The sequence below is a fragment of the Mumia sp. ZJ430 genome, assembly GCF_011751845.1.
Lineage (GTDB): Bacteria > Actinomycetota > Actinomycetes > Propionibacteriales > Nocardioidaceae > Mumia.
In genome coordinates this window covers 198,225-224,608 of the sequence record NZ_JAAHFK010000003.1, presented here as the reverse complement: position 1 = coordinate 224,608, position 26,384 = coordinate 198,225, and the positions used below count along the sequence as shown (strand labels likewise).

At 70.5% G+C, this 26,384-nt stretch carries 23 protein-coding genes; 19 read left to right on the top strand and 4 right to left on the bottom strand.

From position 1 onward, the window contains the following. The first annotated feature begins 86 nt into the window (after positions 1-86). The 16 genes from groL (at position 87) to HCT63_RS13145 (ending at position 18,015) form a co-directional block, all read left to right on the top strand. Positions 87-1,688, top strand: coding sequence for a chaperonin GroEL (gene groL, locus HCT63_RS13220; RefSeq protein ID WP_167005543.1), 1,602 nt, complete (start codon positions 87-89; stop codon positions 1,686-1,688). 196 nt (positions 1,689-1,884) lie between these two features. Beyond that, positions 1,885-2,484, top strand: coding sequence for a sigma-70 family RNA polymerase sigma factor (locus HCT63_RS13215; RefSeq protein WP_208322434.1), 600 nt, complete (start codon positions 1,885-1,887; stop codon positions 2,482-2,484). Then, positions 2,481-3,290: a hypothetical protein gene (locus tag HCT63_RS13210; RefSeq protein WP_167005541.1), complete on the top strand. Its 810-nt coding sequence runs from the start codon at positions 2,481-2,483 to the stop codon at positions 3,288-3,290. Before HCT63_RS13215 ends, HCT63_RS13210 begins: the two co-directional genes overlap by 4 nt. 105 nt (positions 3,291-3,395) lie before the next feature. Next, positions 3,396-4,913 (top strand): IMP dehydrogenase, encoded by a 1,518-nt coding sequence (gene guaB / locus HCT63_RS13205; protein ID WP_167005539.1) that lies wholly within the window; start codon positions 3,396-3,398, stop codon positions 4,911-4,913. A 50-nt stretch (positions 4,914-4,963) separates the two neighbouring features. Continuing rightward, a complete protein-coding gene (locus tag HCT63_RS13200) occupies positions 4,964-6,067 on the top strand; it encodes a GuaB3 family IMP dehydrogenase-related protein (RefSeq protein WP_167005536.1) in 1,104 nt (367 codons plus the stop codon). A gap of 64 nt (positions 6,068-6,131) precedes the next feature. Then, positions 6,132-7,601 (top strand): helicase HerA-like domain-containing protein, encoded by a 1,470-nt coding sequence (locus HCT63_RS13195; protein WP_167005533.1) that lies wholly within the window; start codon positions 6,132-6,134, stop codon positions 7,599-7,601. Positions 7,602-7,700: 99 nt separating this feature from the next. Continuing rightward, positions 7,701-9,317 carry a succinic semialdehyde dehydrogenase gene (locus HCT63_RS13190; protein WP_167005530.1) on the top strand — a complete coding sequence of 539 codons (1,617 nt, stop codon included), beginning with the start codon at positions 7,701-7,703 and terminating at the stop codon, positions 9,315-9,317. A 66-nt stretch (positions 9,318-9,383) separates the two neighbouring features. Next, positions 9,384-9,671 (top strand): hypothetical protein, encoded by a 288-nt coding sequence (locus HCT63_RS13185; RefSeq protein WP_167005528.1) that lies wholly within the window; start codon positions 9,384-9,386, stop codon positions 9,669-9,671. Then, the gene (locus tag HCT63_RS13180) at positions 9,671-10,909 is read left to right on the top strand and encodes a hypothetical protein (protein WP_167005526.1); all 1,239 of its coding nucleotides are present in this window, start codon (positions 9,671-9,673) and stop codon (positions 10,907-10,909) included. Before HCT63_RS13185 ends, HCT63_RS13180 begins: the two co-directional genes overlap by 1 nt. Position 10,910: 1 nt before the next feature. Continuing rightward, the gene (locus tag HCT63_RS13175) at positions 10,911-11,963 is read left to right on the top strand and encodes a hypothetical protein (RefSeq protein ID WP_167005524.1); all 1,053 of its coding nucleotides are present in this window, start codon (positions 10,911-10,913) and stop codon (positions 11,961-11,963) included. Continuing rightward, on the top strand, positions 11,960-12,544 hold the full coding sequence (locus HCT63_RS13170) for a hypothetical protein (RefSeq protein ID WP_167005521.1): 585 nt from the start codon (positions 11,960-11,962) through the stop codon (positions 12,542-12,544). The genes HCT63_RS13175 and HCT63_RS13170 overlap by 4 nt, the downstream gene beginning before the upstream one ends. A 5-nt stretch (positions 12,545-12,549) precedes the next feature. Beyond that, positions 12,550-13,158 (top strand): hypothetical protein, encoded by a 609-nt coding sequence (locus HCT63_RS13165; protein WP_167005519.1) that lies wholly within the window; start codon positions 12,550-12,552, stop codon positions 13,156-13,158. A 97-nt stretch (positions 13,159-13,255) separates the two neighbouring features. Continuing rightward, positions 13,256-14,962, top strand: a complete 1,707-nt coding sequence (locus HCT63_RS13160; protein ID WP_167005516.1) for a GMC family oxidoreductase — start codon at positions 13,256-13,258, stop codon at positions 14,960-14,962. 509 nt (positions 14,963-15,471) lie between these two features. After that, positions 15,472-15,756, top strand: a complete 285-nt coding sequence (locus HCT63_RS13155; RefSeq protein ID WP_167005513.1) for a GIY-YIG nuclease family protein — start codon at positions 15,472-15,474, stop codon at positions 15,754-15,756. Between the two features lie 171 nt (positions 15,757-15,927). Beyond that, positions 15,928-17,493 (top strand): glutamine-hydrolyzing GMP synthase, encoded by a 1,566-nt coding sequence (gene guaA / locus HCT63_RS13150; RefSeq protein ID WP_182397108.1) that lies wholly within the window; start codon positions 15,928-15,930, stop codon positions 17,491-17,493. Between the two features lie 3 nt (positions 17,494-17,496). Beyond that, complete coding sequence (locus tag HCT63_RS13145; RefSeq protein WP_167005510.1) at positions 17,497-18,015, top strand: DinB family protein; 519 nt, start codon at positions 17,497-17,499, stop codon at positions 18,013-18,015. Between the two features lie 6 nt (positions 18,016-18,021). Here the strand turns inward: HCT63_RS13145 and HCT63_RS13140 are convergent, their stop codons facing one another. The 4 genes from HCT63_RS13140 to nhaA all read right to left on the bottom strand — a co-directional run bounded on the left by HCT63_RS13140 (position 18,022) and on the right by nhaA (position 22,152). Continuing rightward, positions 18,022-19,254, bottom strand: a complete 1,233-nt coding sequence (locus HCT63_RS13140; protein WP_167005507.1) for a DUF6596 domain-containing protein — start codon at positions 19,252-19,254, stop codon at positions 18,022-18,024. Between the two features lie 10 nt (positions 19,255-19,264). Next, entirely contained in the window at positions 19,265-19,609 is a 345-nt protein-coding gene (locus HCT63_RS13135; RefSeq protein ID WP_167005504.1) for a YciI family protein, read from the bottom strand. A gap of 82 nt (positions 19,610-19,691) precedes the next feature. Continuing rightward, positions 19,692-20,792, bottom strand: coding sequence for a GNAT family N-acetyltransferase (locus HCT63_RS13130; RefSeq protein WP_167005501.1), 1,101 nt, complete (start codon positions 20,790-20,792; stop codon positions 19,692-19,694). Between the two features lie 58 nt (positions 20,793-20,850). Beyond that, the gene (gene nhaA / locus HCT63_RS13125) at positions 20,851-22,152 is read right to left on the bottom strand and encodes a Na+/H+ antiporter NhaA (RefSeq protein WP_167005498.1); all 1,302 of its coding nucleotides are present in this window, start codon (positions 22,150-22,152) and stop codon (positions 20,851-20,853) included. Between the two features lie 135 nt (positions 22,153-22,287). Here nhaA and HCT63_RS13120 point away from each other — a divergent pair, with 135 nt between their 5' ends. From HCT63_RS13120 to HCT63_RS13110, 3 genes are all read left to right on the top strand, one after another. Further along, positions 22,288-22,809, top strand: coding sequence for a VOC family protein (locus HCT63_RS13120; protein WP_167005495.1), 522 nt, complete (start codon positions 22,288-22,290; stop codon positions 22,807-22,809). A 145-nt stretch (positions 22,810-22,954) separates the two neighbouring features. Next, entirely contained in the window at positions 22,955-24,619 is a 1,665-nt protein-coding gene (locus HCT63_RS13115) for an ABC transporter ATP-binding protein (RefSeq protein WP_167005492.1), read from the top strand. Further along, complete coding sequence (locus tag HCT63_RS13110) at positions 24,612-26,360, top strand: ABC transporter ATP-binding protein (protein ID WP_167005489.1); 1,749 nt, start codon at positions 24,612-24,614, stop codon at positions 26,358-26,360. Before HCT63_RS13115 ends, HCT63_RS13110 begins: the two co-directional genes overlap by 8 nt. Positions 26,361-26,384: the final 24 nt, after the last annotated feature.

Genomic DNA, 26,384 nt, shown 5'->3' with positions numbered 1-26,384 from the left:
CGGCGGCCTCGCGCTGTTGGGGCGGGCCTGCTCGTCCGCCGCACACGGGCCCGGCTCCGGGCCCGACACACACCAGAAGGATCCCTATGCCCAAGATTCTTGAGTTCGACGAGAATGCTCGTCGGTCGCTCGAGCGTGGCGTCGACATCCTGGCCGACACCGTCAAGGTGACGCTCGGTCCGAAGGGCCGCTACGTCGTGCTCGACTCGAAGTGGGGCGCGCCGACGATCACCAACGACGGTGTCACCGTCGCGCGTGAGGTCGAGCTCGACGACCCCTTCGAGAACCTCGGCGCCCAGCTCGCCAAGGAAGTCGCCACCAAGACCAACGACATCGCCGGCGACGGCACCACCACGGCGACCGTGCTCGCCCAGGCGATGGTCCACGAGGGCCTGCGCGCCGTGGCCGCCGGCACCAACCCGATGGCGCTCAAGCGCGGTATCGACAAGGCCGTCGAGGCCGTCTCGGAGAAGCTCCTCGAGCTCGCCCGCGACGTCGACGACAAGCAGGACATGGCGCACGTCGCCAACATCTCCGCGCGTGACGCCCACATCGGCGGGCTCATCGCGGACGCCTTCGACAAGGTCGGCAAGGACGGTGTCATCACCGTCGAGGAGTCCAACACCATGGGCACCGACCTCGAGTTCACCGAGGGCATGCAGTTCGACAAGGGCTACCTTTCGCCCTACATGGTGACCGACACCGAGCGCATGGAGGCCGTCCTTGACGAGCCCTACATCGTCGTCAACCAGGGCAAGATCTCGGCCATCGCCGACCTCCTGCCGCTGCTGGAGAAGGTCGTCCAGGCGGGCAAGGCGCTGCTGATCATCGCCGAGGACGTCGACGGCGAGGCGCTCTCGACCCTGGTCGTCAACAAGATCCGCGGCACGTTCACCTCGGTTGCCGTCAAGGCTCCGGCCTTCGGTGACCGCCGCAAGGCGATGCTGCAGGACATCGCGGTCCTCACGGGTGCGCAGGTCGTCACCCCGGACCTCGGCCTCAAGCTCGACCAGATCGGGCTCGAGGACCTCGGCACCGCCCGTCGCGTCGTCATCACCAAGGACGCCACGACGATCATCGACGGCGCTGGCAAGGACGACGAGGTCGCGGCGCGCGTCAACCAGATCAAGGCCGAGATCGAGTCGACCGACTCCGACTGGGATCGCGAGAAGCTCCAGGAGCGCCTCGCGAAGCTCGCCGGCGGCGTCTGCGTCATCCAGGTGGGTGCCGCGACCGAGGTCGAGCTCAAGGAGAAGAAGCACCGCATCGAGGACGCGGTCTCCGCGACCCGTGCGGCGATCGAGGAGGGCATCGTCGCCGGCGGCGGCTCGGCTCTCGTCACCGCCGTGTCGGTCCTCGAGGGCGACCTCGGTCTGACGGGCGACGAGGCCGTCGGCGTGTCGATCGTCCGCAAGTCGGCCGTCGAGCCGCTGCGCTGGATCGCCGAGAACGGCGGCGAGAACGGCTACGTCGTGGTCGCCAAGGTTCGCGAGAGCGGCCAGGGCTACAACGCGGCGACCGGCGAGTACGGCGACCTGGTGGCCCAGGGCGTCCTCGACCCCGTCAAGGTCACCCGCTCGGCGCTGGCCAATGCCGGGTCGATCGCGGCGATGCTCCTGACGACCGAGACCCTGGTCGTCGAGAAGCCCGCCGATGACGAGCACGGCACAGGCGCTCACTCGCACTGACGTCGTTCGCGCCGCCAGCTGCGGCACGAGTCACTGGACGGCCCGCCCCTCTCCCGGGGCGGGCCGTCCGTCGTTCTGGCGCGTCGGTTCTGGCGTGTCGCGGGCGGACGTGGGACGGTATGTCCTGGCGCAGCTCGGGCGCCGTCCTGGCCCTCGGACCCGTCTCACCCCTGCCCGACCTGGAGGACGACCCCCGATGCTCCCCAGCCACCTCGCCGGCGAGGCGGACCTGACCGATCTCGCGCACCGTGCGATCGGCGACAGCGACGTCATGGATGCGTTGATGCGAGACGTCCGTACGGTCTCGCACCGCTACTGTCGCGCCCGCCTGTCGGGCTATCGCGACGGAGGGCAGCTGGCCGACGACGTCGCGCAGGAGATCTGCATCGCCGTCTTCCAGGCACTTCCGACGTTCGAGGACCACGGTGTCCCGTTCGAGGCGTTCGTGTACGCGATCGGCAGCCGCAAGGTTGCCGACGCGCAGCGCAGCGCGTACCGGTCGCGGCACATCTTCGTCGAGGTCGTCCCCGACCTCGGCGACACCGCGGCGTCGGCCGAGAGCGAGGTCCTCGACCGGTTCGAAGCGAAGGACGTGCTCGACCTCCTCGACTCGCTGCCCGAGCGTCTCCGCGAGGTGCTGGTCCTCCGCGTCGCGATGGGCCTGAGCGCGGCCGATGTCGGCATGACCATGGGTATGACGCCCGGCGCTGTCCGGATCGCTCAGCACCGCGCGCTCCAGCGGCTGCGTGCGCTGCACCGGGCCCGTGAGATCACGCGAGGGGAGGTGCGTGCATGAGCGGCATTTATGACCCCGTCGCACACGACGACGAGCTGCTCGACGCGCTGATCGCGGGCGATGTCCCGGACGACCCCGTCTTCGAGGCGCTGGCGTCGTGGCGAGCGGTCCTGCTCGACGACGCGGCTGCGACGCCGACGACCTCGAAGGAGGCTCTTCCGGCGCCCGTCCCGCTGCGCGCCGGCCGCTCGCACCGTCGCCATGTCGCCCCTGTCGCGGCCCGCCACACGCGTCGGGCCGCGACGATGGGCACGGCTGCTGCCGTGCTGCTGTCGATGGGGGTCAGCCAGGCGGTCGCCGGCAACCCCGTCGCGCCGCTGCAGTTCGTCGTCGAACGGGCCGTAGGTCTGGGCGAGGGGCTTGCCGACCCGAACGCCAGTGACGCGCGGGCTCCGCGTACGCCTCCGGCCACCGCTGCGGCTACGTCGCCGGAGATGGTCGCCGGGCGTGCCGACGCGGACGCGCTCGCGAGCCGGTCCGTCTCCGGCGAGCAGCTCGCGAGCGACGAGTCGCGCGCAGACGGTGGCGACCGCGACGAGAAGGAGCCGCAGGACAGGCGTCCGTCCGACGGGCCTCCTGCGCCCCCGGGCACGCCGCCGACCGCCTCGCCCACGCCGGCCCCTCCCTGGACGCCCGACCCGAGAGAGCCGCGCGGCGAAGAGTCCGACCGCGATCGCGACGACCACGACGATGACCGGGGCCGTGGCGACGACGACCGTGACGACCGTGACGACCGCACGAGCGATCGCGACCGGCCCTGGTGGCTCTCCGGCCTGTGGGGCTCGGAGGTCGAGACTCGGGGGTGACCGGCGCCGCACGACGTGGCGGGAAGTCTTGAGACGCAGTCGGCGTTGGAGTGCGAACGGAGGTCCTCGTTAGGATGGGGACGTCGGCGCGCAAGGAAGGGCCTCATGGATCTCAACGCGGCAGGTGTACCCGAGAAGTTCGCACCGCTGGGTCTCACGTACGACGATGTCCTCCTCCTGCCAGGGGAGACCGACGTCATCCCCAGCGAGGTGGACACCCGTGCACGGCTGACTCGTGGCATCGAGCTCAACATCCCGCTGATCTCTGCGGCGATGGACACCGTCACCGAGGCGCGGATGGCGATCGCGATGGCCCGCGAGGGCGGCATCGGGATCCTCCACCGCAACCTGTCCGTCGAGGACCAGGCCTACCAGGTCGATCTCGTCAAGCGGACCCAGACCGGCGTCATCTCCAACCCGATCACGATCACCCCCAAGGCGACACTGGAGGAGCTCGACGAGATCTGCGGCGAGTACCGCGTCTCGGGGCTCCCGGTGGTCGACGGCGACGACAAGCTCCTGGGCATCGTTACCAACCGCGACCTTCGCTTCGTCCCGGTCGCCGAGTGGTCCAAGAAGACCGTCGGCGAGGTCATGACGACGATGCCGCTGATCACCGGCCCGGTCGATATCGACCGTGAGGACGCCGCCGAGCTGCTGCGCGCCCACAAGAAGGAGCGCCTCCCGCTCGTCGACGAGACCGGCCACCTGCGCGGCCTCATCACGGTCAAGGACTTCGTGAAGTCCGAGCAGTTCCCTCATGCGAGCAAGGACGCTCAGGGGCGTCTGCTCGTCGGTGCGGCCGTCGGCTTCTTCGGTGACTCCTGGGACCGCGCGACCGCACTCGTCGAGGCGGGCGTCGACGTGCTCGTCGTCGACACGGCCCACGGGCACGCCAGGGCGCTGCTCGAGATGATCCAACGGCTCAAGGCCGACCCGGCCACCTCCCACGTCCAGATCATCGGCGGCAACGTCGCCACGTACGCCGGCGCCAAGGCACTGGTCGACGCGGGCGTCGACGCGGTCAAGGTCGGCGTCGGCCCGGGCTCGATCTGCACGACGCGGGTCGTGGCGGGCGTCGGTGTGCCGCAGGTGACCGCGATCTACGAGGCCTCGCGTGCGACCAAGCCGGCGGGCGTGCCGCTCATCGGCGACGGCGGCCTTCAATACTCCGGCGACATCGCCAAGGCGCTCGTCGCCGGTGCCGACACGGTGATGGTCGGCTCGTTGCTCGCCGGCACCGAGGAGAGCCCCGGTGAGCTGATCTTCGTCAACGGCAAGCAGTACAAGTCCTACCGCGGCATGGGCTCGCTCGGCGCGATGTCCTCGCGCGGCAAGAAGTCCTACTCCCGGGACCGCTACTTCCAGGCCGACGTCACCAGCGACGACCAGCTCGTTCCCGAGGGCATCGAGGGGCAGGTCGCCTACCGCGGCATGCTCGGTGCCGTCGTCCGCCAGCTCGTCGGCGGTCTCCACCAGTCGATGTTCTACGTGGGTTCGCGGACCATCCCCGAGCTCCAGGAGCGCGGCCAGTTCGTCCGGATCACGGCGGCCGGTCTCAAGGAGAGCCACCCGCACGACATCCAGATGACGGTCGAGGCGCCCAACTACGCACGCTTCTGACCGCCCGTACGGGGTCGGACGGCCGCGGGTGGCCTCACTAGACTGCGGTCATGGACATCGAGATCGGCGCCGCCAAGCGCGGCCGCAGGGCGTACGCGTTCGACGACATCGCGATTGTGCCGAGCCGCCGTACCCGTGACCCCGAAGAGGTCTCGACGGCGTGGCAGATCGACGCGTACCGGTTCGAGATCCCGGTCGTCGCGGCGCCGATGGACTCGGTCATGTCGCCGGAGACCGCGATCATGCTCGGCAAGCTCGGTGGCCTCGGCGTCATCGACCTCGAGGGCCTGTGGACGCGCTACGACGACCCGGTCCCGCTCCTCGAGGAGGTGGCGACCCTCGAGCCGCGCGAGGCGACGGTGCGGCTCCAGCGCATCTACGAGGAGCCGATCAAGGCCGAGCTGATCCACGAGCGGCTCAAGCAGATCCGCGACGCGGGCGTGACCGTCGCCGGCGCGCTCTCGCCGCAGCGGACGAAGCAGTTCGCGCAGACGGTCGTCGACTCGGGAGTCGACCTGTTCGTCATCCGCGGCACGACCGTGTCGGCCGAGCACGTCTCCGGCCAGACCGAGCCGCTGAACCTCAAGGAGTTCATCTACGAGCTCGACATCCCCGTGATCGTCGGCGGCTGCGCCACGCACCAGGCGGCCCTGCACCTCATGCGGACGGGTGCTGCGGGCGTGCTCGTCGGCTTCGGCGGGGGAGCGGCACACACGACCCGTCAGGTGCTCGGCGTCGCGGTCCCGATGGCGAGCGCGGTGGCCGACGTCGCCGCGGCGCGTCGTGACTACCTCGACGAGTCCGGCGGCCGCTATGTGCACGTCATCGCCGACGGCTCGGTCGGACACAGCGGCGACCTCGCCAAGGCGATCGCCTGCGGCGCGGACGCGGTGATGGTCGGCTCGCCGTTCGCACGGGCCGCTGAGGCTCCCGGGCGAGGGTTCCACTGGGGTGCCGAGGCGTGGCACTCCGACCTTCCGCGCGGGCAGCGCATCGATCTCGGGACGGTCGGGTCGTTCGAGTCGGTCCTGTTCGGCCCGTCGACGGCGCCTGACGGCACGATGAACCTCATCGGCGCGCTGCGCCGGGCGATGGCGACGACCGGCTATACGGAGCTCAAGGAGTTCCAGCGCGTCGAGGTCGTCGTCCAGTAGCGCCTGCTCGGCGGCACGGCGGCTCGGCGTGACACCCCGCCGGGTCGGCGCTTGGATGTGAGTCATGAGCGACGACGCGGACGAGGCACGCAGGGCGGCCGAGGAGGCCGCGGCGTACACGTTCGCACAGCCGGCGGTGATCCTCGGCGCCCTCGTCGAGGATGGCGAGGCGCGGCCGCAGGCGCAGGTGCGGATCCCTGTCGCGATGCTCAACCGCCACGGCCTCGTCGCGGGCGCCACCGGTACGGGCAAGACGAAGACGCTGCAGGTGCTCGCCGAGCAGATCGCGGCCCACGGCGTCCCGGTGTTCGCCGCCGACATCAAGGGCGACCTCTCCGGCATCGCCGTCGCCGGGACGCCGAGCGAGGCGCTGTCGGCTCGTACGGAGAGCATCGGGCAGGACTGGGAGCCGGCCGCGACCCGTACGGAGTTCTTCAGCCTCGGCGGGGCCGGGACCGGAGTCCCGATCCGCGCGACCGTCGAGGAGTTCGGGCCGACCCTGCTCGCGAAGGTCCTCGAGCTCAACGCGACGCAGGAGTCCTCGCTCGGCCTGGTCTTCCACTACGCCCGCAAGCACGGGCGCCCCCTCGTCCGCCTGGAGGATCTGCGCGCCGTCGTCCAGCACCTCACCAGCGCGGAGGGCAAGGCCGACCTCGCCGAGCTCGGCGGGCTGTCGAAGGCCACCGCCGGGGTGATCCTGCGCGAGCTGGTCGCCTTCGCCGACGCCGGTGCGGACGGCTTCTTCGGGCAGCCGTCGATCGCGGTGTCGGACTTCCTCCGTCCGGCCGACGACGGCACCGGGATCGTGTCGCTGCTGGAGGTGCCGGGGGTCGCAGACAAGCCGGAGCTGTTCTCGACGTTCCTGATGTACCTGCTCACGCGGCTGTTCTCCGAGCTGCCCGAGGTCGGCGACACCGACAAGCCCAAGATGGTGTTCTTCTTCGACGAGGCGCACCTGCTGTTCAAGGACGCCTCTGACGACTTCCTGGACACTGTCGTCCAAACCGTACGGCTCATCCGTTCGCGCGGTGTGGGTGTCTTCTTCGTGACGCAGACCCCGAAGGACGTCCCCGGTGACGTCCTCGCCCAGCTCGGCTCCCGCGTCCAGCACCAGCTGCGTGCCCACACGCCGGCCGACGCCAAGGCGCTCAAGGCGACGGTCACGACCTATCCGACCTCCTCGTACGACCTCGCGGAGGTCCTCACGCAGCTCGCGACAGGCGAGGCGGTCGTGACGGTCATGAACGAGAAGGGTGCGCCGTCGCCGGTGGCCTGGACACGGGTCCGGGCGCCTCAGGGGTCGATGGAGCCGATGCCCGCCGAGGCGATGGCAGCGGCGGTCGCGGCCTCGCCGCTGCAGGCGCGCTACGGGACGGAGGTGCCGGCGCCGGAGAAGACGCCCGAGAAGCCGAAGCGTCGCAAGTCGCGCAGCACCTCACGGACGACTCGGATGTCGCCGCTGGACCGCGCCGTCGGGGAGGCGAGCCGCACGTTCGCGAGGGAAGTCGCGAAACGTATCTTCGGCAGGCGCTGACCCATCGCGCGGCGGCCGCGTCCAGCGATGCGACACCCCCGGTGACGCACCGGTTACCGGGGGGTAGCCATCGCGTGTCACCCGCTCTACAGTGGCCGCATGTCACGCCGCGATCCCCGCGCCTCGTCGCCCGGTGCGCTCCCTGCCGACCCCGAGCACGACCCCAGAGCCGCGTTCGCGCTCGACCCTGCACAGGTGCGCAGGCTGACCGCCCAGCTGCGGGCGACCTCGGGCAGCTCGGAGACCACGTACGCGCCGTTCACCGGCCAGCCGATCGCGACGCTGCCCCTGTCAGACGAGGGCGATGTGGCGGATGCGTTCGCCGCGGCCCGGGCCGCCCAGAAGATGTGGTCGCGCACCGAGCTCGCGCACCGCTCGGCGCTGCTCCTCGATCTGCACGACGCGGTGCTCGACAACGCCGACAGCCTCATGGACCTCGTCCAGTGGGAGTCAGGCAAGGCCCGCAGGCACGCGCACGACGAGGTGCTCCACGTCGCCCTGACCGCGCGCTACTACGCACGGACGCTCGATCGCCACCTGCGGACGCGACGTGTGCCCGGCGTCTACCCGCTGCTCACCCAGGCGCGGATCAACCACGTCCCCAAGGGCGTCGTCGGCATCATCTCCCCGTGGAACTATCCGCTGACGCTGGCGATCTCGGACGGCCTCCCCGCGATCGGCGCCGGCAACGCCGTCGTCCACAAGCCCGACAGCCAGACGCCGCTGTCCGCGCTCGCGGTGATCGACCTGCTGCGTGAGGTCGGGTTCCCGGCGAGCCTCTGGCAGGTGCTGTACGGCCCGGGGCCCCAGATTGGGGGCGCGATCATCGACCACGCCGACTACGTGTGCTTCACCGGCTCGACCGCCACCGGCAAGAAGGTTGCCGCCCAAGCCGCGGAGCGTCTCGTCTCGTGCTCGCTCGAGCTCGGCGGCAAGAACGCGATGCTCGTGCTCGCCGACGCCCAGATTGACCGTGCTGTCGAGGGCGCCGTCCGTGGGGCCTACTCGTCGGCCGGGCAGCTGTGCGTGTCGATCGAGCGGCTGTTCGTCGCCGACGCGATCTACGACAGGTTCATCGCCAAGCTGGTCAAGCGGATCGAGCGGATGAAGCTGTCGGCGGCCATCGGCTACGACGGAGACATGGGGTCGCTGGTCTCGCAGCGCCAGCTCGACACCGTGACGGCGCACGTCGCCGACGCGGTGAGCAAGGGCGCCCACGTCCTCGCCGGTGGGCGGCCACGGCCCGAGGTCGGCCCATACTTCTTCGAGCCGACGCTCCTCGAGGGCGTCAACCCGTCGATGGAGTGCTTCGCCGAGGAGACCTTCGGCCCGGTCGTGTCGGTCTACCGCTTCGGCAGCGAGAGCGAGGCGGTCGAGCGCGCCAACGCCGGGTCGTACGGTCTCAACGCCTCGATCTTCACCCGTGACGTCGCCCGCGCGCGTGAGCTGGCCCGCCAGATCAAGGCCGGCACCGTCAACATCAACGAGGGCTTCGCGGCGACGTTCGGCACGATCGACGCGCCGATGGGCGGCATGCGCGAGTCGGGCATCGGACGGCGTCACGGTGCCGAGGGCATCCTCCGCTACACCGAGACGCAGTCGGTTGCCAACCAGCGGCTCCTCCCGCTCACGGTCCCGCGCTTCGTCAGCGACGCGACCTACCAGAAGGCGGTGACGGCAGCGCTGCGGCTGCTGAAGAAGACCGGCCGGGCTTGAGCCCACCGGGGTGGACCTCGCACCGACTACGCTCCTGCGAGTACGTCCCTCCCCCGAAAGTGAGTCATGGCCGACCGCATCGCCGTCGACACCGATGTCCTGAACGAGGCGGGCCGCGGCCTGCGTAGGACGTACGAAGGCTTCGAGCAGACCAACGCGTGGTCGCGGCCTGACCGCGAGACCATCGCGCACAACTCGCTTCGCGACAGGCTCGAGGAGTTCGCCGACAACTGGGACGACAAACGCGAAGACATGATGGAGGCCATCAAGGGGCTCGGTGAGGCGGCGGAGGCTGCTGCCGAGGCCTTCGAGAACCTCGAGGACGAGTTCGTCAAGGCTCTGGAAGGCAAGTGATGGGACGCCGCAAAGACTGGTCGCCGCTGAGGGACAGCGATCCGACGCCCGGTGACCCGTACGACGTCCGCAAGCTTGCCGCCGACCTGCGCGGCACCGCCGACGCGATCGACGCGGCGGTGAAGGCGCTCGACAAGATCCACGACTCGGCGACCGCCTGGGAGAGTGACTCCGGCCGCGAGTTCAAGGAGAAGACGCGCGAGACCTCGGACACGATCAAGAAGGCCTACGAGCGCTACGACAAGGTGTCGAGTGCGCTCTCGACGTATGCGACGACGCTCGACACCTTGCAGGACGAGGCCGACGCCGTCATGACGCGGGCGATCACCGTCCAGGCCGAGATCGACGACGCCGAGCGTCGTGTGGACACGGCAGGGGAGGACGAGCAGAGCACGGCCGACAAAGACCTGCAGGCCGCCGAGGACAAGCTTGGACCGCTGCGCACCCAGCTCGAGGAGATCCACGGCGACTGGGACCGGGCCGGCAACACCGCCAAGAACTCGATCGACGAGGTCCTCGGCTCCGACGGTCTCAAGGACTCGACCTGGGACAACGTCGCCGGCTTCCTCAAGGGCCTGGCCGACATCATGGGCACGCTCTCCGCGATCTTGGGCGTGCTGGCGGCGATCTGTGCGGTGATCCCGTTCCTCCAACCGTTCGCTGCGCTGTTCGGCGCCCTCGCCCTCCTCACGGGCCTCGTGTCGTTGCTGGCGAACGTCGCCCTCCTCGCCGGCGGCAAGGGGTCCTGGGAGAACGTCATCTGGGACGCCGTCGGTGTGCTCAGCTTCGGCGCCGGCCGTGCGTTCACCTCCGCGAGCCGCTCGCTCGTGGCGGCGGCGCGGGGGCTCGCGAAGCCGGCCTACATCAAGTCGCTGCGGACGGCAGGTGTCTCGGCACGCAGCGCGAACCGCCAGGCGAGCCGCCTGCGCGTCACGCAGGGCGGACGCGAGGCGAAGGTGCTGGGCCGTCAGTTCGAGAACGGCCAGCTCAGCTGGAAGCCGAGAGCGTCCGACTGGAAGCAGGTCTTCTCCAACCCGTTCAAGGATGTCGCGAACCTGAAGTTCGCCAACTACGGCCTTCCCCGGGACATCGCCGCGCTTCCGCTGGTCTCGAGCGCGCTGCGCCAGTCGCGATACGTCGCCGCCGGTGCGTATGGCGTGGGTGCGATCGGCAGTATGGCCGACCTCAAGCAGATCAACGAATCGTTCGGCGGCCAGCCCAGCCCGGTCGAACGCTGACGTGGGGATTGAACCGAACGAGCGGCACCGTCCTGCCCTCCTCACGCTCGACTGCGCGCCTTGGGCCGCGTCCACGTGGCTGGAGGCAGCGCCGGGTCGGCTGATCGTACGCCGCGGGCGTCGGCGCCAGGTGCTCGACGTGTCGGGGTGCACACTGCGCGCGGTTCCCGGGGGTCCGCGAGGGGGTCGCGGGACGCTGACGGTTCTGGTCGCGTCCGACGGTGAGGTCCGGGCTGCACTCGACCACCGTGACTGGGAGGTGCTCCCCACGGACGCGGCGGCGCTGACGAAGCGGCTCGCGCAGGTGCGGACGGGTTTGGCTGAGGCACTGGGCATCCGTGTCTCGACGAAGGGATGGCGAGGAGACATCGGTGCTGTCCTCGATCGGGCCGATCGCCGAGGCGCCCGTACTGCCCTCGCCGTACAGCTCACGCTGGCGGTGGTGGCGGCCGTGTCCGTCGTCATGGCCGTCGTGCACGGCGCCGGAGGCGTGGCTGTCGTCGGTGCGCTCGCGTACCTCCTCCTGCTCGCGCTCGCCTACCGTCCGCGTCGGCGGCGGCCACCGCGGAGTCGGCGTGAGTGGGTGGTCGGTGGCCTGTTGACGCCGCAGGTGAGCGGGGTCGACGGCGGGGACCGGTTGTATGTCTGGGACCCGGTCGCCGGTCTCGCCGGCCACCTCAGGCTCGATCGACGTGCCCGCGTCGTCGTGCACCGTGGGGGTCTCCAGGTCGTGAGGCAGGGCCAGGTGCTGCTCGATGTGCCGACCGCGCAGTGGAGCGCCGAGGGGGTCGCGGAGCTGCGTGAGCGTTTGTCGGCATCACTGGCCGTCGAGGACGGCAAGCCGGTGACCGTCCTGCGTGGGCCGCCGCACGAAGTCGGGCCGTCGCGTCCCCCGCGCCCGTACGAGGCGGGGATGGCAGCGGTGCTCGGGGTGGGCCTGGCCGTGCTCACTCCAGGGCTGTACGCAGGACTACTTTTCGGCGCTGCGGCCGCAGGCGCAGCGCTTCTCGGGCTGTGGTGGGCCCAGGTCGGACGAACGAGGAGCACGACATGACTGACGACCAGCCGAAGGTGCCGCGCGACTTCACCTTCGTCCTGCCCGACGACTGGGCTCGGATCCGGATCGCCGAGCGCGACCGTAAGGCCGACATCGACCGTGTCGTCGAGCTGGTCACCGCGCAGCGGTCGGACCGTGACTCGCTGGCGCCGCAGATCCGGCGCCAGCTCGAGGACGTGACCGAGCGTCTCGACGCCGGGGCCGTCGAGATCTATCTGTCGCTGACGGCGCCGCAGGGCTATCCGATCGCCTGCTCGATGACGGTGACGCTGAGTCCGGAGGCCCCGCCGGGTGTCAGCGCCGAGGACGTGCTCGGCGGGTTCCTGATGCTGGGCGGTCCTGACGCCCAGCGCTCTGCCGGCTCGCACCTGGGGCACCCCTGCGCACGCGTCGCGCGGCAGGTCCCGGCGACTGTCGAGGGGACGCGCTTCGACACGCTCGTCGTCCAGCACGCGTTCGTCATCCCGGGCACGACCGAGTTCGTGCTGCTGGACTTCTCCACGCCCCTGCTTCCGCTCGCCGAGCCCATGTCGGCGCTGTTCGACGCCGTGGCCCGTTCTTTCACCTGGGTATGGTGAGCGCCGTGGGATCACGCGACTTCATCTACTACGTGGACTTTCCCGACGACGGCTGGGTGACACCGCCCGAGCCTGACGAGACGATCGCCGCCTGGGCCGACGACGTCGTCCGCGACCTCCGTGCGAAGGAAGGGACGGCGGTCGCGCTCGGATCCCAGCTGCGCAGCTACGGTCAGTCGTACCGTGAGCTCGAGGCCGAGACGGGTGCCCTCTGGATCCCCCAGGTCGACGACGGGGTGCTCGCGACGCTGTGGGCCGACGTGCTCGTGGCCGAGCCTGCGGCGGCGACGATCGAGGCTGTCCTCGAGGCCGAGCGTGCGCGGGCGGCGGCGATGGCCGTCGGTGAGGACCAGCCGTCCGTCGAGGTCGTCGAGCTGCCCGCCGGACCGGCTGTACGGACGCGCATGCTCGAGCTCGGGGGTCATGGCCTCGCGGGCAGTGCTTCCCTGGCGGAGCGGGTGAGCCACCTCATCGTCCCGACACCGGCTGTCCACGACGAGGGGCGGCCCGCGATCGTCCGGCACGTCGTCGGGTGGGTGCTGCTCGAGCACGGCGACGACCTGGCCGAGCTCGCCGACGACTGCGCGACGCTGGTCGAGATCGAGCGTCTCTGAGTCGCTCTGCCGACGGGGTCAGAAGATATGACATCACTGATGAAGTATTTGTTACCCAGGGGTAGCGAGAGCGTGACCGGAGTCATACGCTGACGCTGTGAACCACGATGCGGCCCCCCAGCACTACGACGTCCTCGTGATCGGATCCGGCTTCGGCGGGAGTGTCACGGCCCTGCGACTCACCGAGAAGGGCTACCGCGTCGGCGTCCTCGAGGCCGGGGCGCGGTTCCGCGACGAGGACTTCGCGGCGAGCTCGTGGGACCTCAAGCGCTATCTGTTCGCGCCCGAGGTCGGGTGCTACGGGATCCAGCGGATCAACCTCCTCAAGGACGTGATGATCATGTCCGGGGCGGGTGTCGGCGGTGGCTCCCTCGTGTACGCCAACACGCTGTACGAGCCGTTCGACCCGTTCTACCGCGACAACGCGTGGGGCCACATCACCGACTGGAAGGCCGAGCTCGCTCCGTACTACGACCAGGCCAAGCGGATGCTGGGCGTCACCACGTACCCGGGGATGACGCCGGCGGACGAGGTGATGCGCGAGGTCGCAGAGGACATGGGTGTCGGAGACACGTTCCACGCGACGCCGGTCGGCGTGTTTTTTGGCGGTCCTGGGGAGACGGCGGACGACCCGTACTTCGGTGGCGTGGGTCCCTCACGTGCAGGCTGCACGCACTGCGGCGAGTGCATGACGGGGTGCCGTCACAACGCCAAGAACACGCTCGTCAAGAACTACCTCTACCTCGCTGAGCAGGCTGGTGCGCGCATCCACGCGCTCACGACGGTGACGCAGGTAACGCCGCGCGGTGGTGGAGGATACGCCGTCGACACTCGTCGTACGGACCGTCGACGCAAGGTCGCGCGGCGCTTCACGGCCGACCAGGTCGTCTTTGCCGCAGGTTCGCTCGGCACCCAGAAGCTCTTGCACCGGATGCGCTCCGAGGGCGTGCTCCCACGGATCTCTGACCGCCTCGGCGTGCTCACCCGCACCAACTCCGAGTCGCTCCTCGGCGCGATCGCCGGCAACCGCGACGTCGACTTCTCCGAGGGCGTCGCGATCACCTCGTCGTTCCATCCCGACGAGGTCACGCACATCGAGCCGGTCCGCTACGGCAAGGGCTCCAACGCGATGGCGATGCTCCAGACCGTGCTCACCGACGGCGACGGTCCGCGCCCGCGGTGGCAGACGTGGCTCAAGGAGCTGTGGGTGCAGAAGCGCAACGTGCGCAGGCTGTACGACTTCAAGCACTGGTCGGAGCGGGTGATCATCATGCTGGTCATGCAGTCGGTGGACAACTCGATCACCACGTACACGAAGAAGAACCCGTTCACCGGGCGGCTTCGACTCACCTCCAAGCAGGGGCAGGGCGAGCCGAACCCGTCGTGGATCCCCAAGGCCAACGAGGCCGTGCGCCGCACCGCCGAGAAGATCGACGGGACGGCCGGCGGCACGCTCGGCGAGCCGTTCAACATCCCGCTGACCGCGCACTTCATCGGCGGCTGCGCGATCGGCGACTCCGCCGAGACCGGCGTCATCGACCCGTACCACCGTCTCTACGGGTACGACGGCCTGCACGTCGTCGACGGCGCCGCGATCTCGGCGAACCTCGGGGTCAACCCTTCGCTGACGATCACCGCCCAGGCGGAGCGGGCCATGGCGTTGTGGCCGAACCGCGGCGAGACCGACACCAGGCCCGCGGTCGGTGCCGGATATGCGCGGATGGACGCCGTGGCGCCGAAGAACCCGGTCGTGCCTGACGACGCGCCCGCCGCGCTGCGCCTGCCCATCGTCGGCATCAGCTGACCCCGCGCCCGGCGGTTGAGCTTGTCGAAACCGCGCCGCCGCCCGTTGGTTGAGCCTGTCGAAACCGCGCCGCCGCCCGTTGGTTGAGCCTGTCGAAACCGCGTGCCGCCCGTTGGTTGAGCTTGTCGAAACCGCGCCGCCCGTTGGTTGAGCTTGTCGAAACCGCGTGCCGCCCGTTGGTTGAGCTTGTCGAAACCGCGCCGCCGCCCGCCGGTTGAGCTTGTCGAAACCGCGCCGCCGCCCGCCGGTTGAGCTTGTCGAAACCGCGTGCCGCCCGTTGGTTGAGCTTGTCGAAACCGCGCCGCCCGTTGGTTGAGCTTGTCGAAACCGCGCCGCCGCCCGCCGGTTGAGCCTGTCGAAACCGCGCCGCCGCCCGCCGGTTGAGCCTGTCGAAACCGCGTGCCGCCCGTTGGTTGAGCTTGTCGAAACCGCGCCGCCCGTTGGTTGAGCCTGTCGAAACCTGTGGACAGCCGCGTCCTCGCCTCGGCGATCACCGACATCCTTTACAGATGGCGTGGACCTACATCCTCAAATGCGCCGACGGGAGCTACTACGTCGGTAGCGCCCGCGACCTCGAACGGCGTCTGAAGCAGCACCAAGACGGCGACGGTGCGGCACACACCAGGCGCCGCCGGCCAGTAGAACTTGTGTATGCCATGGAGTTCGAACGAGTCGACGAGGCCTTTGCCTGGGAGAAGCGCGTCCAGGGCTGGTCACGTGCGAAGCGGGAGGCTCTGATCCGCGGCGATTTCGCGGCTCTGCCACAGCTCTCGCGTAATCGGCAGGACGAGTGAGCGGGTTTCGACAGGCTCAACCAGCGGGCTCGTGGGTTTCGACAGGCTCAACCAGCAGGCTCGTGGGTTTCGACAGGCTCAACCAGCGGGCTCGTGGGTTTCGACAGGCTCAACCAGCGGCTTGCGGGCGCGGCCGGACGGGCGGTGCGCGGCTCTCGGTAGGATCGAGGAGTGACCGAGATTCCTGACCACGACCTGGTCCTCGTCGTCGACTTCGGTGCCCAGTACGCGCAGCTCATCGCGCGCCGCGTCCGCGAGGCGAAGGTCTACTCCGAGATCGTGCCGCACACCATGCCGGTCGAGGAGATGCTCGCCAAGAACCCGAAGGCAGTGATCCTGTCCGGGGGCCCGTCGTCGGTCTACGAGGTCGGCGCACCGCGGCTCGATCCGGCGCTGTTCGCGCAGGGCACGCCCGTCTTCGGCATCTGCTACGGCTTCCAGGCCATGGCGCAAACGCTCGGTGGCACGGTCGCCAGCACGGGCCAGCGCGAGTACGGCCGTACCGACGTCGCCGTAGGCGAGCCCGGCGTCCTGCTGGCCGGCGTGCCGGACACGCTGCGGGCCTGGATGTCGCACGGCGACGAGGTCACCCTCGCACCCGAGGGCTTCACCGTCACCGCGTCCTCGCCTCGCGCGACGGTCGCGGCGTTCGAGGATGTCGAGCGGGGGCTGGCCGGAGTGCAGTGGCACCCCGAGGTCCTGCACAGCGAGCACGGCCAGCAGGTCCTGGAACGCTTCCTCGTGGAGATCGCCGGATGCCGCCAGACGTGGACGATGGTCAACATCGTCGACGAGCAGGTCGAGCGCATCCGCGAGACCGTCGGCGACGCGCGTGTCATCTGCGCACTGTCCGGCGGTGTCGACTCCTCCGTCGCCGCCGCGCTGGTCCAGCGCGCGATCGGCGAGCAGCTGACCTGCGTCTTCGTCGACCACGGCCTGCTCCGCAAGGGCGAGCGCGACCAGGTGGTGCGCGACTACGTGGCGGCCACCGACGTCAACCTCAAGGTCGTCGACGCACGCGAGCAGTTCCTCGGGCACCTCGCCGGCGTCACCGACCCGGAGGAGAAGCGCAAGATCATCGGCCGCGAGTTCATCCGGACCTTCGAGGCCGCCGAGCGCGAGATCCTCCAGACGCCCGGCACACCGGTCAAGTTCCTCGTCCAGGGCACCCTCTATCCCGACGTCGTCGAGTCCGGCGGCGGCGAGGGCGCGGCCAACATCAAGAGCCACCACAACGTCGGCGGCCTCCCTGAGGACCTCGAGTTCAGCCTGATCGAGCCGCTGCGGACGCTGTTCAAGGACGAGGTCCGTCAGGTCGGCGAGCAGCTCGGCCTGCCGGCGGCGATGGTCTGGCGCCACCCGTTCCCGGGCCCCGGGCTCGCGATCCGCATCGTGGGCGCGGTCGACGAGGAGCGCCTCGAGATCGTCCGCGAGGCCGACGCGATCGCCCGCGAGGAGCTGACGGCAGCGGGTCTGGACCGCGACGTCTGGCAGTTCCCCGTGGTGCTGCTCGGCGACGTCCGCTCGGTCGGCGTCCAGGGCGACGGCCGGACGTACGGTCACCCCGTCGTGCTGCGTCCGGTCAGCAGCGAGGACGCGATGACCGCCGACTGGAGCCGCCTTCCGTACGAGCTCCTCGAGCGCATCTCCACCCGCATCACCAACGAGGTCAACGAGGTCAACCGGGTCGTCCTCGACGTCACGAGCAAGCCGCCCGGCACGATCGAGTGGGAGTGAGTCGTGGCCTTCGTCCCGGACACCAAGGACTGGACCTGGACCACGCGTGAGGTCTGCCCCGAGTGCGGGTTCGACCCCGCGAGCGTCGTCCCCACCAAGGTCGGAGCGCGAGTCCGGGCGAACGCGGCGCTGTGGCCGGACGTCCTCGCACGCGAGGACGTCGCCGTACGACCGGACGACAGCACATGGTCGCCGTTGGAGTACGCCTGCCACGTCCGCGACGTGCAGACGATCTACCGGTTCCGACTGGGCCTCATGCTCGACGACGACGATCCGCTCTACCCCAACTGGGACCAGGACGCCACGGCCGTCGAGTCGCGGTACGGCGAGCAGGATCCGGCTGCCGTCGCTCACGAGCTGGCACACGAGGCGGCGCTGACCGCTGACGCGTTCGACGCCGTGGGGGACGGGCAGTGGGCCCGTACGGGCCGCCGTACGGACGGAGCGTCTTTCACGGTGACCACGTTCGCGACGTACTACCTGCACGACATCGAGCACCACGCGTACGACGTCGACGCCTGAGGCCGGTCACGCCCCGAGCGCGTCCAGCCGTCCCTTGAGGAAGCGGCGCTGCGCGTCGTCGCCGGTGACGGCGATCGCCTGCCGGTACGCGGCGGCCGCGTCGTCCATGTGCCCGAGATCGGCGAGCAGCCGCGCTCGTACGGCCGGGAGGTAGGCGTAGTCGCGCATGCCCGGCGCGTCCGCGACGGCGTCGACCTCGCCGAGGGCCACCTCAGGTCCGTCGACGTACGACAGCGCGACCGCACGGTTGAGCCGGACGACAGGGGTCGGCCACACCTCGAGCAGCCGGTCGTACAGGCGGAGCAGGGCAGGCCAGTCCGTGGTCTCGACGCTCGCCGCCTCGACGTGCACTCCGGCGATCGCCGCCTGCAGCGCGTACCGGCCCGCTCGCCCGTCCCGCGCGACGGCCCGCTCGATGGCGCGGCTGGTCGCCTCCCGCCCGGCGGCGATCCGCCGGACGTCCCACGCGCCGCGGTCCTGGCCGTCGAGGAGGACGACTTCCGCCCCGCGCCGTGCGGCGGTACGGGCCTGGGTGAAGAGCACGAGCCCGAGCAGGCCGAGCACCTCCGGCTCTTCGGGGAAGATCTCGGCGAGGCTCGTCGACAGCGCCCCGGCCGACTCCTCGAGCGCGTCGGTCTCGGGACCGCGTGGGCGTTCGTGGGCCGCCGTCGCCACGAGGTGCACGACCTCGAGCACCGTGTCGAGCCGGGCGGGGAGGTCGGCGCCAGCCGGCACCACGTACCGGATCCCGGCCGTGGTGATCTTGCGCTTGGCGCGGGTGAGGCGGGCCGCCGCGGTCGCTGGCTTCAGCAGGAGCAGCCCGGCCGCCGTCGGGGTCGGCAACCCGCAGACCACGCGCAACGTGAGGAGCACACGGTCGGCCTCGGCGAGCGCCGGGTGGCAGCAGGTGAAGACGAGGCGGAGCAGATCGTCGTTCCAGCCCGATGCGGCGTCGTCGTGGCGGGCGTCCTCACGCAGGGCGAGCTCGGGCACCCGGTCGCGGAACGCGCTCGCCCTGCGGTGCAGGTCGATCGCGTGGTTGCGGGCGGTACGCACCAGCCACGCGACCGCGTACTCCGGCGGGCCGTCCGCCGACCAGGCGCGCAGCGCACGCTCGAACGCCTGCTGCGCGCAGTCCTCGGCGGTGTCGAGGTCGCCGGCCGTACGGACGGTCGCCGCGACGACGCGCCCCCAGTGCTCCCGGTGGAGGTTTGCGAGGACGTCCGCGACGTCGCTCATCCGGCCTCGCTCAGACGGCCAGGATCGGTCGGACCTCGACGACCTGGGACGGGGCCTGCTTGGCCAACGCGAGCGCGGCGTCGAGCCCGTCGCACTCGATGACGTAGTAGCCGCCGAAGGCCTCCTTGGACTCGACGAACGGGCCGTCCGTCACGACGGGGTCGGGCCCCGGACGCACGGTGGTCGCTGTCGAGGTCGGTTGGAGTGCCTCGCCGCCGTGGTCGATCGCCCCTGCGGCTTCGATGGCCTTGCTGAACCGGTCGTGCGCGGCCATCAGGCGGTCCCACTCCTCAGGGGACGCATCGACCCAGCTGGCCTCGTCGTCGAACAGGATGAAGAGATAGCGCTCGCTCATCGGTGTCTCCTTCGCTCCGACCCCGCGTGTCGGGGCCTTCACATGGACAACGAACAGCATCTCCCCAGATCGACACCAGGCGCTAGGCGGCGCCGAGCCGCCGCTGCCACTGGGCCGCCACACTCGCCGGCCGGTAGCCCAGGTCGACGTTGATGGCGAGCATGTGTGCGTTCTCCTGCGCGTTCCAGGTGTGGATGCGCCGTGCCTCCGGGCGTACGGAGGCGAGGGTGCCCATCAGCGCGGTCTTGACGAGCATCCCGAGCCGGTGGCCGCGGTGCTCGTCGAGCACGAGAGTGTCGGCCTGGATGACCGACTCCGGTCGGGAGTCTGTGTACTCGACGACCGAGTAGCCCGCGAGCGAACCTGTTGGCCGATGCTCGACCGCGCCGATGACAGCGACCCGCCCGCTCGCACGGCGACGGGAAGCCGCGTCGCGTAGTCGTGCGACGTCCCAGACGTCCTCTGCATGGTCCATGCCGCCGGTGGGGGCCGCCGTCGTCATCCGCGTCATGAGGATCGCGTACTGCTCCTCCCACTCCTCGGGCAGCTCGTCGACCCAGACGTGCGTGCGGTAGTCCGCACCCGCTGCGCTCGACGCCTCGCCGGCGAGGGCGGCGAGGTGGTCGGGGTCGAGCGGGAGGTCGAGGGTCGACTGCCGCTCGACCTGCTCCAGCGCGAACCCTTGGGCGAGCGCGAAGCGGGCGTACGCATCGGCCGGGACGGCGCCCGCTCCCGACGGGGCGTGCAGCGCCTCGGCGTCGGGCTGCGGCGACCGTGAGTGTGAGGTGTCCGCCTGGACGATCCGGCGGGCGGTGGCGCGGATCTCGGCCTCGAGGTGCGCCGCGAGGGCGGTTCCGATGCCCTGCCCGCGCCATCGCGGCTCGACGCCGACGTCGACGACCGCGACGTTGGTGTCACCGACCTGGGGCAGGCGGAGCGAGGCGTGCCCGACGACCGACTCCGGCGTCTGGGAGTCGTCGACGACGGCGACCCAGCGGTCGAGCGGGCGGTAGACGCGGTCGCTGATCATCTCGGCGCTGAGGGCGAGGTCGGGCACGAGGTCGGCATGTCCGCGGATCTCGCGATCGATCTCCTCACGCACCCGTACGACGCCCGCGAGCGACCATGCATCCGGGGACGTGAGAGAGGCAGGCAGGGGTACGGGGAGGATCGTGGGAGGCATCGACCGAGTCTGGTTCGCGGTCGTCGGGTGGGTCAACCGCATTTACGGGACAGTGCGGCTAGGCCTCGTCGCGCTGCTGGTAGACGTCCGGGACCCCGTCATGGTCGGTGTCGCGGGTCTCCTCCTCGTACAGGCGCCGGTAGCGGCGGTTGCGCAGCCGCAGGAGCACGGTGGCGAGCAGCGCGGCAACCACGGAACCCTCGAGCACGCCGATCTTGACGTACGCGTCGCGGGTCGACGCGAGTCCGTACGCGAGGTCGCCGATGAGCAGCGAGACGGTGAAGCCGATGCCACCGAGCATCCCGACGCCGACGACGTCGATCCACCCGAGGCTCGGGTCGAGGCGTGCGTGGGTGAAGCGCGCCATGAGCCAGGTCGAGCCGAAGATCCCGACCGTCTTGCCGACGACCAGGCCGAGGACGATCCCGTACGTGACGGTGCTGCGGTTGGCCTCGCCGAGCCCGCTGATGCCTCCGACGTCGACGCCGGCAGCGAAGAACGCGAAGATCGGTACGGCGATGCCGGCCGAGATCGGGCGCCACAGGTGCTCGAAGTGCTCCGCAAGCCCAGGGCCTGCCTCGGGGCCACCGGCGGCCTGGCTGCGCAGGACGGGGACCATGAACCCCAGGACGACGCCGGCGATCGTGGCGTGTACGCCCGAGGCGTGGACGAAGGCCCAGGCGAGCACCGCGAGGGGGATCAGGATCCAGCCCGAGTGGACCCGCCGCTGGACCAGCACGGCGAAGACGGCGATCGGGACGACTGCCGCGGCGAGCCACCCGATCGCGAGGTGGTCGGTGTAGAAGAACGCGATGACGATGATCGCCAGCAGGTCGTCGACGATTGCGAGGGTCAGCAGGAACGTCCGCAGGGCGGTCGGCAGGAACGAGCCGAGGACGGCGAGAACCGCGAGCGCGAAGGCGATGTCGGTCGCGGTGGGGATCGCCCATCCGCGCAGCGCGCCGTCGCCGGTGCCGAGGTTGACGGCGACGAACACCAGCGCCGGGACCACCATGCCGCCGACGGCGGCGACAATCGGGATGGCTGCGCGACGCGGGTCGCGCAGGTCGCCCGCCACCAGCTCGCGCTTGAGCTCGAGCCCGGCGACGAAGAAGAAGATCGCGAGCAGCCCGTCGGCAGCCCACGCCCCGAGGGTGAGGTCGAGGTGCAGCGACTCCGGGCCGATCCGGGTGTCGCGGAGGGTCGCGTACGCGTCGCCGAGGCCGCTGTTCGCGAGCACGATCGCGAGGGCTGCGGCTCCGATCAGGAGGAAGCCGCCGACGGTCTCCTGGCGCAGCAGGGCGGCGATGCGTGAGGTCTCGGGCCACGAGCCTCGGCCGAGGACGGTGTTCTGGGGCACGGTGCTCCTTCTTTGGGGTCGTCAGAACCACGCCGACCAGACTTCCCGGCACACCAGCGGCCAGTCTAACGGTCCGCGTCGGGCGGTGTGGGCCTGTGAGGCATAATGAATGAACGTTCAACTAAGGAGTTCGTCATGCCCGTCACGCGCCTCAACCATGCTGTCCTCTACGTCCGCGACGTGGCGCGCTCGGAGCGCTTCTACTCCGATGTGCTCGGCTTCACGAAGGTCATGGGGTTGCCGGGGGCCGCGTTCCTCCAGGCTTCGGGCAGCTCCAACGACCACGACCTCGGCCTCTTCCAGATCGGCCCGGCGGCGGGGCCGTCGGGAGCGGGCCGTACGACCGTCGGGCTCTACCACCTCGCGTGGGAGGTCGACACGCTCGACGAGCTCGAGACCGTCATGGCGAGGCTGGCCAACGCCGACGCGCTCGTCGGTGCGAGCGACCACGGCACGACCAAGGCGCTGTACGGCGCGGATCCCGACGGGATCGAGTTCGAGGTCAGCTGGCTCGTCCCCGCGGCACTGATCACCCCTGAGGTGCGCGCCGCACGGGTGCGGATCCTTCCGCTCGACCTCGCCCTCGAGAAAGAGCGGTACGGCGCGCAGACCGCCGGCGGCATCGGTGTCAGCTGGCCCGCGCCCGTCGCCGGATGAGTCGCCGCGCCGTGGTGGAGATCCCTGTCACAGGCGCGGGATATTCGGTCGCTCTTGTCAGAACCGCTGCCTAGGGTTGATCGTTGTGAAGAACCTCCCGCTCGCCGACCCTGGCACCCCAGACATTCGTTCGGCGACGCGGTACATGACGTGGATTCTTCGGGTGCAGGGCTGGACCCTCGTCGGCGCGATCACCTTCGGCATCGCCTGGATGGTGGCCCAGGCGTCCGTCCCTGCGGTGATCGGGGCGGCCATCGACACGGTCGTCGACGTGGGTGCCGGACGCGCACTGGTCCTGTGGTCGGCGCTGCTTCTCGTCATCGGCGCCGTCCAGGCGTTCTCGGGCATCATGCGCCACCGCTACGCCGTCCAGATGTGGCTCGACACCGCCTACCGGACCGTCCAGCTCGTCAGCACGCACACCGGCCGCCTCGGCTCCGAGCTCAACCGCAGGGTCGCGCACGGCGAGGTCGTGAGCGTCGGAGCGACGGACATCGCCAACCTCGGCAACTTCGTCGACGTGATGGGCCGGTTCATCGGCTCGATCGTCGCCTACCTCGTGGTCGCGGTGATCCTGCTGCAGAGCTCGCTGACCCTGGGGCTGGTCGTGCTGATCGGCGTGCCGCTGCTCATGGGCGTGACGGGCCCGCTGCTGCGCCACCTCAACCGCCGCAACCAGCAGGCGCGAGCCCTGCAGGGGGAGCTCAACACCCTCGCCAGCGACATCGTCGCGGGGCTGCGCGTCCTGCGCGGCATCGGCGGCGAGGCGATGTTCGACCGCCGCTACCGCGCGGCCTCGCAGGACGTCCGCCACGCCGGTGTCCGGGTCGCGCGAGTCCAGTCGGTGCTCGACGCCTTCCAGGTGCTGCTGCCAGGCGCCTTCGTCGTCCTCGTCGTCTGGCTCGGTGCGCGGTTTGCCGCGACCGGTCAGATCAGCGCCGGTGACCTCATCGCCTTCTACGGGTACGCCACATTCCTCATGCTCCCGCTGCGGACGTTCACCGAAGCGGCCAACAAGCTGATCCGCGGTCACGTCTCAGCACGTCACGTGATCCGCATCCTGCGCATCCAGCCGAGCGTGAGCGACCCCGCCGACCCGGTCAGCCCGCCCGACGGCGACCTGGTCGACGTCCGCTCGGGCTTCGTCGGTCGCAAGGGCGTGCTCACCGCCGTCGTCAGCGATGACCCGCGCGACGCGGTGGCGCTGGCCGACCGCCTCGGGGGCTATGTCGAGCCAGGCGGCGACGTCGACGTCGTCTCGTACGGCGGCGTGCCGCTCGGTGCGCTCGCCCGCGACGAGCTGCGTCGCCGGATCGTCGTCAACGACACCGGTGCCGCGCTCTTCAGCGGCCCGCTGCGCAGCGCTCTCGACGCCCGGCGCACGGCGACCGGCGACGAGATCGCCCGCGCGGTCACCACGGCGTCCGCCGACGACATCCTCGACGGGCTCCCGGAGGGACTCGACTCCGAGCTCGCCGAGCGTGGTCGCTCCTTGTCCGGGGGGCAACGGCAACGCGTCGTGCTCGCGCGCGCCCTGCTGACCGAGGCTGACGTGCTGGTCCTCGTCGAGCCGACGTCGGCTGTCGACTCCCACACCGAGGCGCGTGTCGCTGCGCGTCTGCGCAGGCACCGTGCCGGCCGTACCACGGTCGTCGTGTCGAGCAGCCCGCTCGTCCTCGACGTCGCAGACGAGGTCGCGTTCCTGTCGGCCGGCCGCGTCGTCGCGACCGGCGACCACCACCAGCTCATGACCACCGACCGGGCGTACCGCCAGGTCGTGACCCGAGAGGAGGCCGAGGACGTTGCATGACGCCCTGCCCATCGCCGGCACCCGCCTGCTTCGCTCGTACCTCCGCCAGCTCGGCCGCGACCACCGCCGTGACCTCGTCGGCATCATGCTCCTTCACGGCGCCGCTGCCGGTGCCGGTCTCGTCGTGCCCTGGCTGGTCGGTGACCTCGTCGAGGCCGCGACCGAGGGGCGAGGCGGCTACGGCACGATCGACCGCATCGCGCTGTTCGTCGCGGTGTGCCTGGTCGCGCAGACGATCCTGACCCGGTACGCCCGGCTGCGGTCGTCGGTCTTCGGCGAGACCGTGCTGGCGCGGCTGCGCGAGGACTTCGTCGACGAGGCACTGACCCTGCCGATCGGCGTCGTGGAGAGCGCGGGGACCGGCGACCTGCTGACCCGTACCTCGCGCGACGTCGACACGCTGGGCTGGGCGGTGCGCTTCGCCGTGCCGGAGACCGTGGTCGCGCTCGTCACCGCCGTGTGCACCGTCGTCGCGGCGGTGCTCGTCGGTGGATGGGTCCTCGTCCCCCTCGTGCTGGGCGTGCCGGTGCTGTGGGCTGCCACCCGCTGGTACCTCAAGCGTGCACGCGACGGTTACATCCGCGAGCACGCCTCGTACTCGCGGATCAACGCGACGCTGGCCGAGACGGTGGAGGGTGCCCGGACGGTCGAGGCGCTCGGGCTCGGCGACCAGCGCCGCGCTCGCATCGACGAGGACATCGCGGAGTCGTTCGCTGCGGAGTCGTACACCCGCAACCTGCGGACGGTGTTCTTCCCCGCCGTCGAGATGGGCTACTTCGTGCCCGTCGTCGCGACGCTCCTGCTCGGCGGCGTGCTGCTCGACCGTGGGACCATCTCGTTGGCCGAGCTCACCGCCGCGGTGCTGTATGTCCGGTTCCTCGTCGATCCCGTCGACCGGATCCTCAACTGGATGGACACCCTTCAGGTCGGTGCCACCTCGCTCGCGCGCCTGCTCGGTGTCTCAGAGGTGCCCGACGACCGGGAACCGACCGGTCGTACCCCCGAAGGCGAGGACATCGAGCTCGACGACGTGCGGTTCTCGTACGTCGCGGGTCGCGAGGTCCTGCACGGGGTGGACCTCGAGCTTGCCGCGGGGGAGCGCCTCGCGGTCGTCGGCCCGTCCGGCGCCGGGAAGTCGACGATCGGGCGCCTCATCGCGGGCATCCAGGGTCCGACCACCGGGGCCGTCACGGTCGGCGGCGTCGGAGTCACCGAGCTCGAGCTCGACGACCTGCGGCGCAGAGTCGCGCTGCTGACGCAGGAGCACCACGTCTTCGTCGGGACGCTGCGCGACAACCTGCAGCTCGCGCTCGAGGAGTCCGGGACCGCCGCCGACGGCCAGCTCTGGGCTGCGCTCGACGCGGTCGACGCCCGCGAGTGGGTGGAGCACCTCCCGCACGGTCTCGACACGGTCGTCGGCTCGGGAGGCCACCGCCTCACCGACGCGCAGGCGCAGCACCTCGCGCTGGCGCGGGTGGTGCTCACCGACCCGCACACGCTGGTGCTCGATGAGGCGACGTCCCTCATCGACCCGCGGGCCGCGCGTGCCCTTGAGCGGTCGCTCAGCGCGGTCCTCGAGGGGCGGACGGTCGTGGCGATCGCGCACCGCCTCTACACCGCGCACGACGCGGACCGGGTCGCGGTCGTCGAGGACGGCGAGATCAGCGAGCTCGGGAGCCACGACGAGCTGGTCGCGCGCGGTGGGTCGTACGCGGCGCTGTGGAAGTCCTGGCAGAGCTGAGCGACGTGTCAGTGCCGTCGGGCA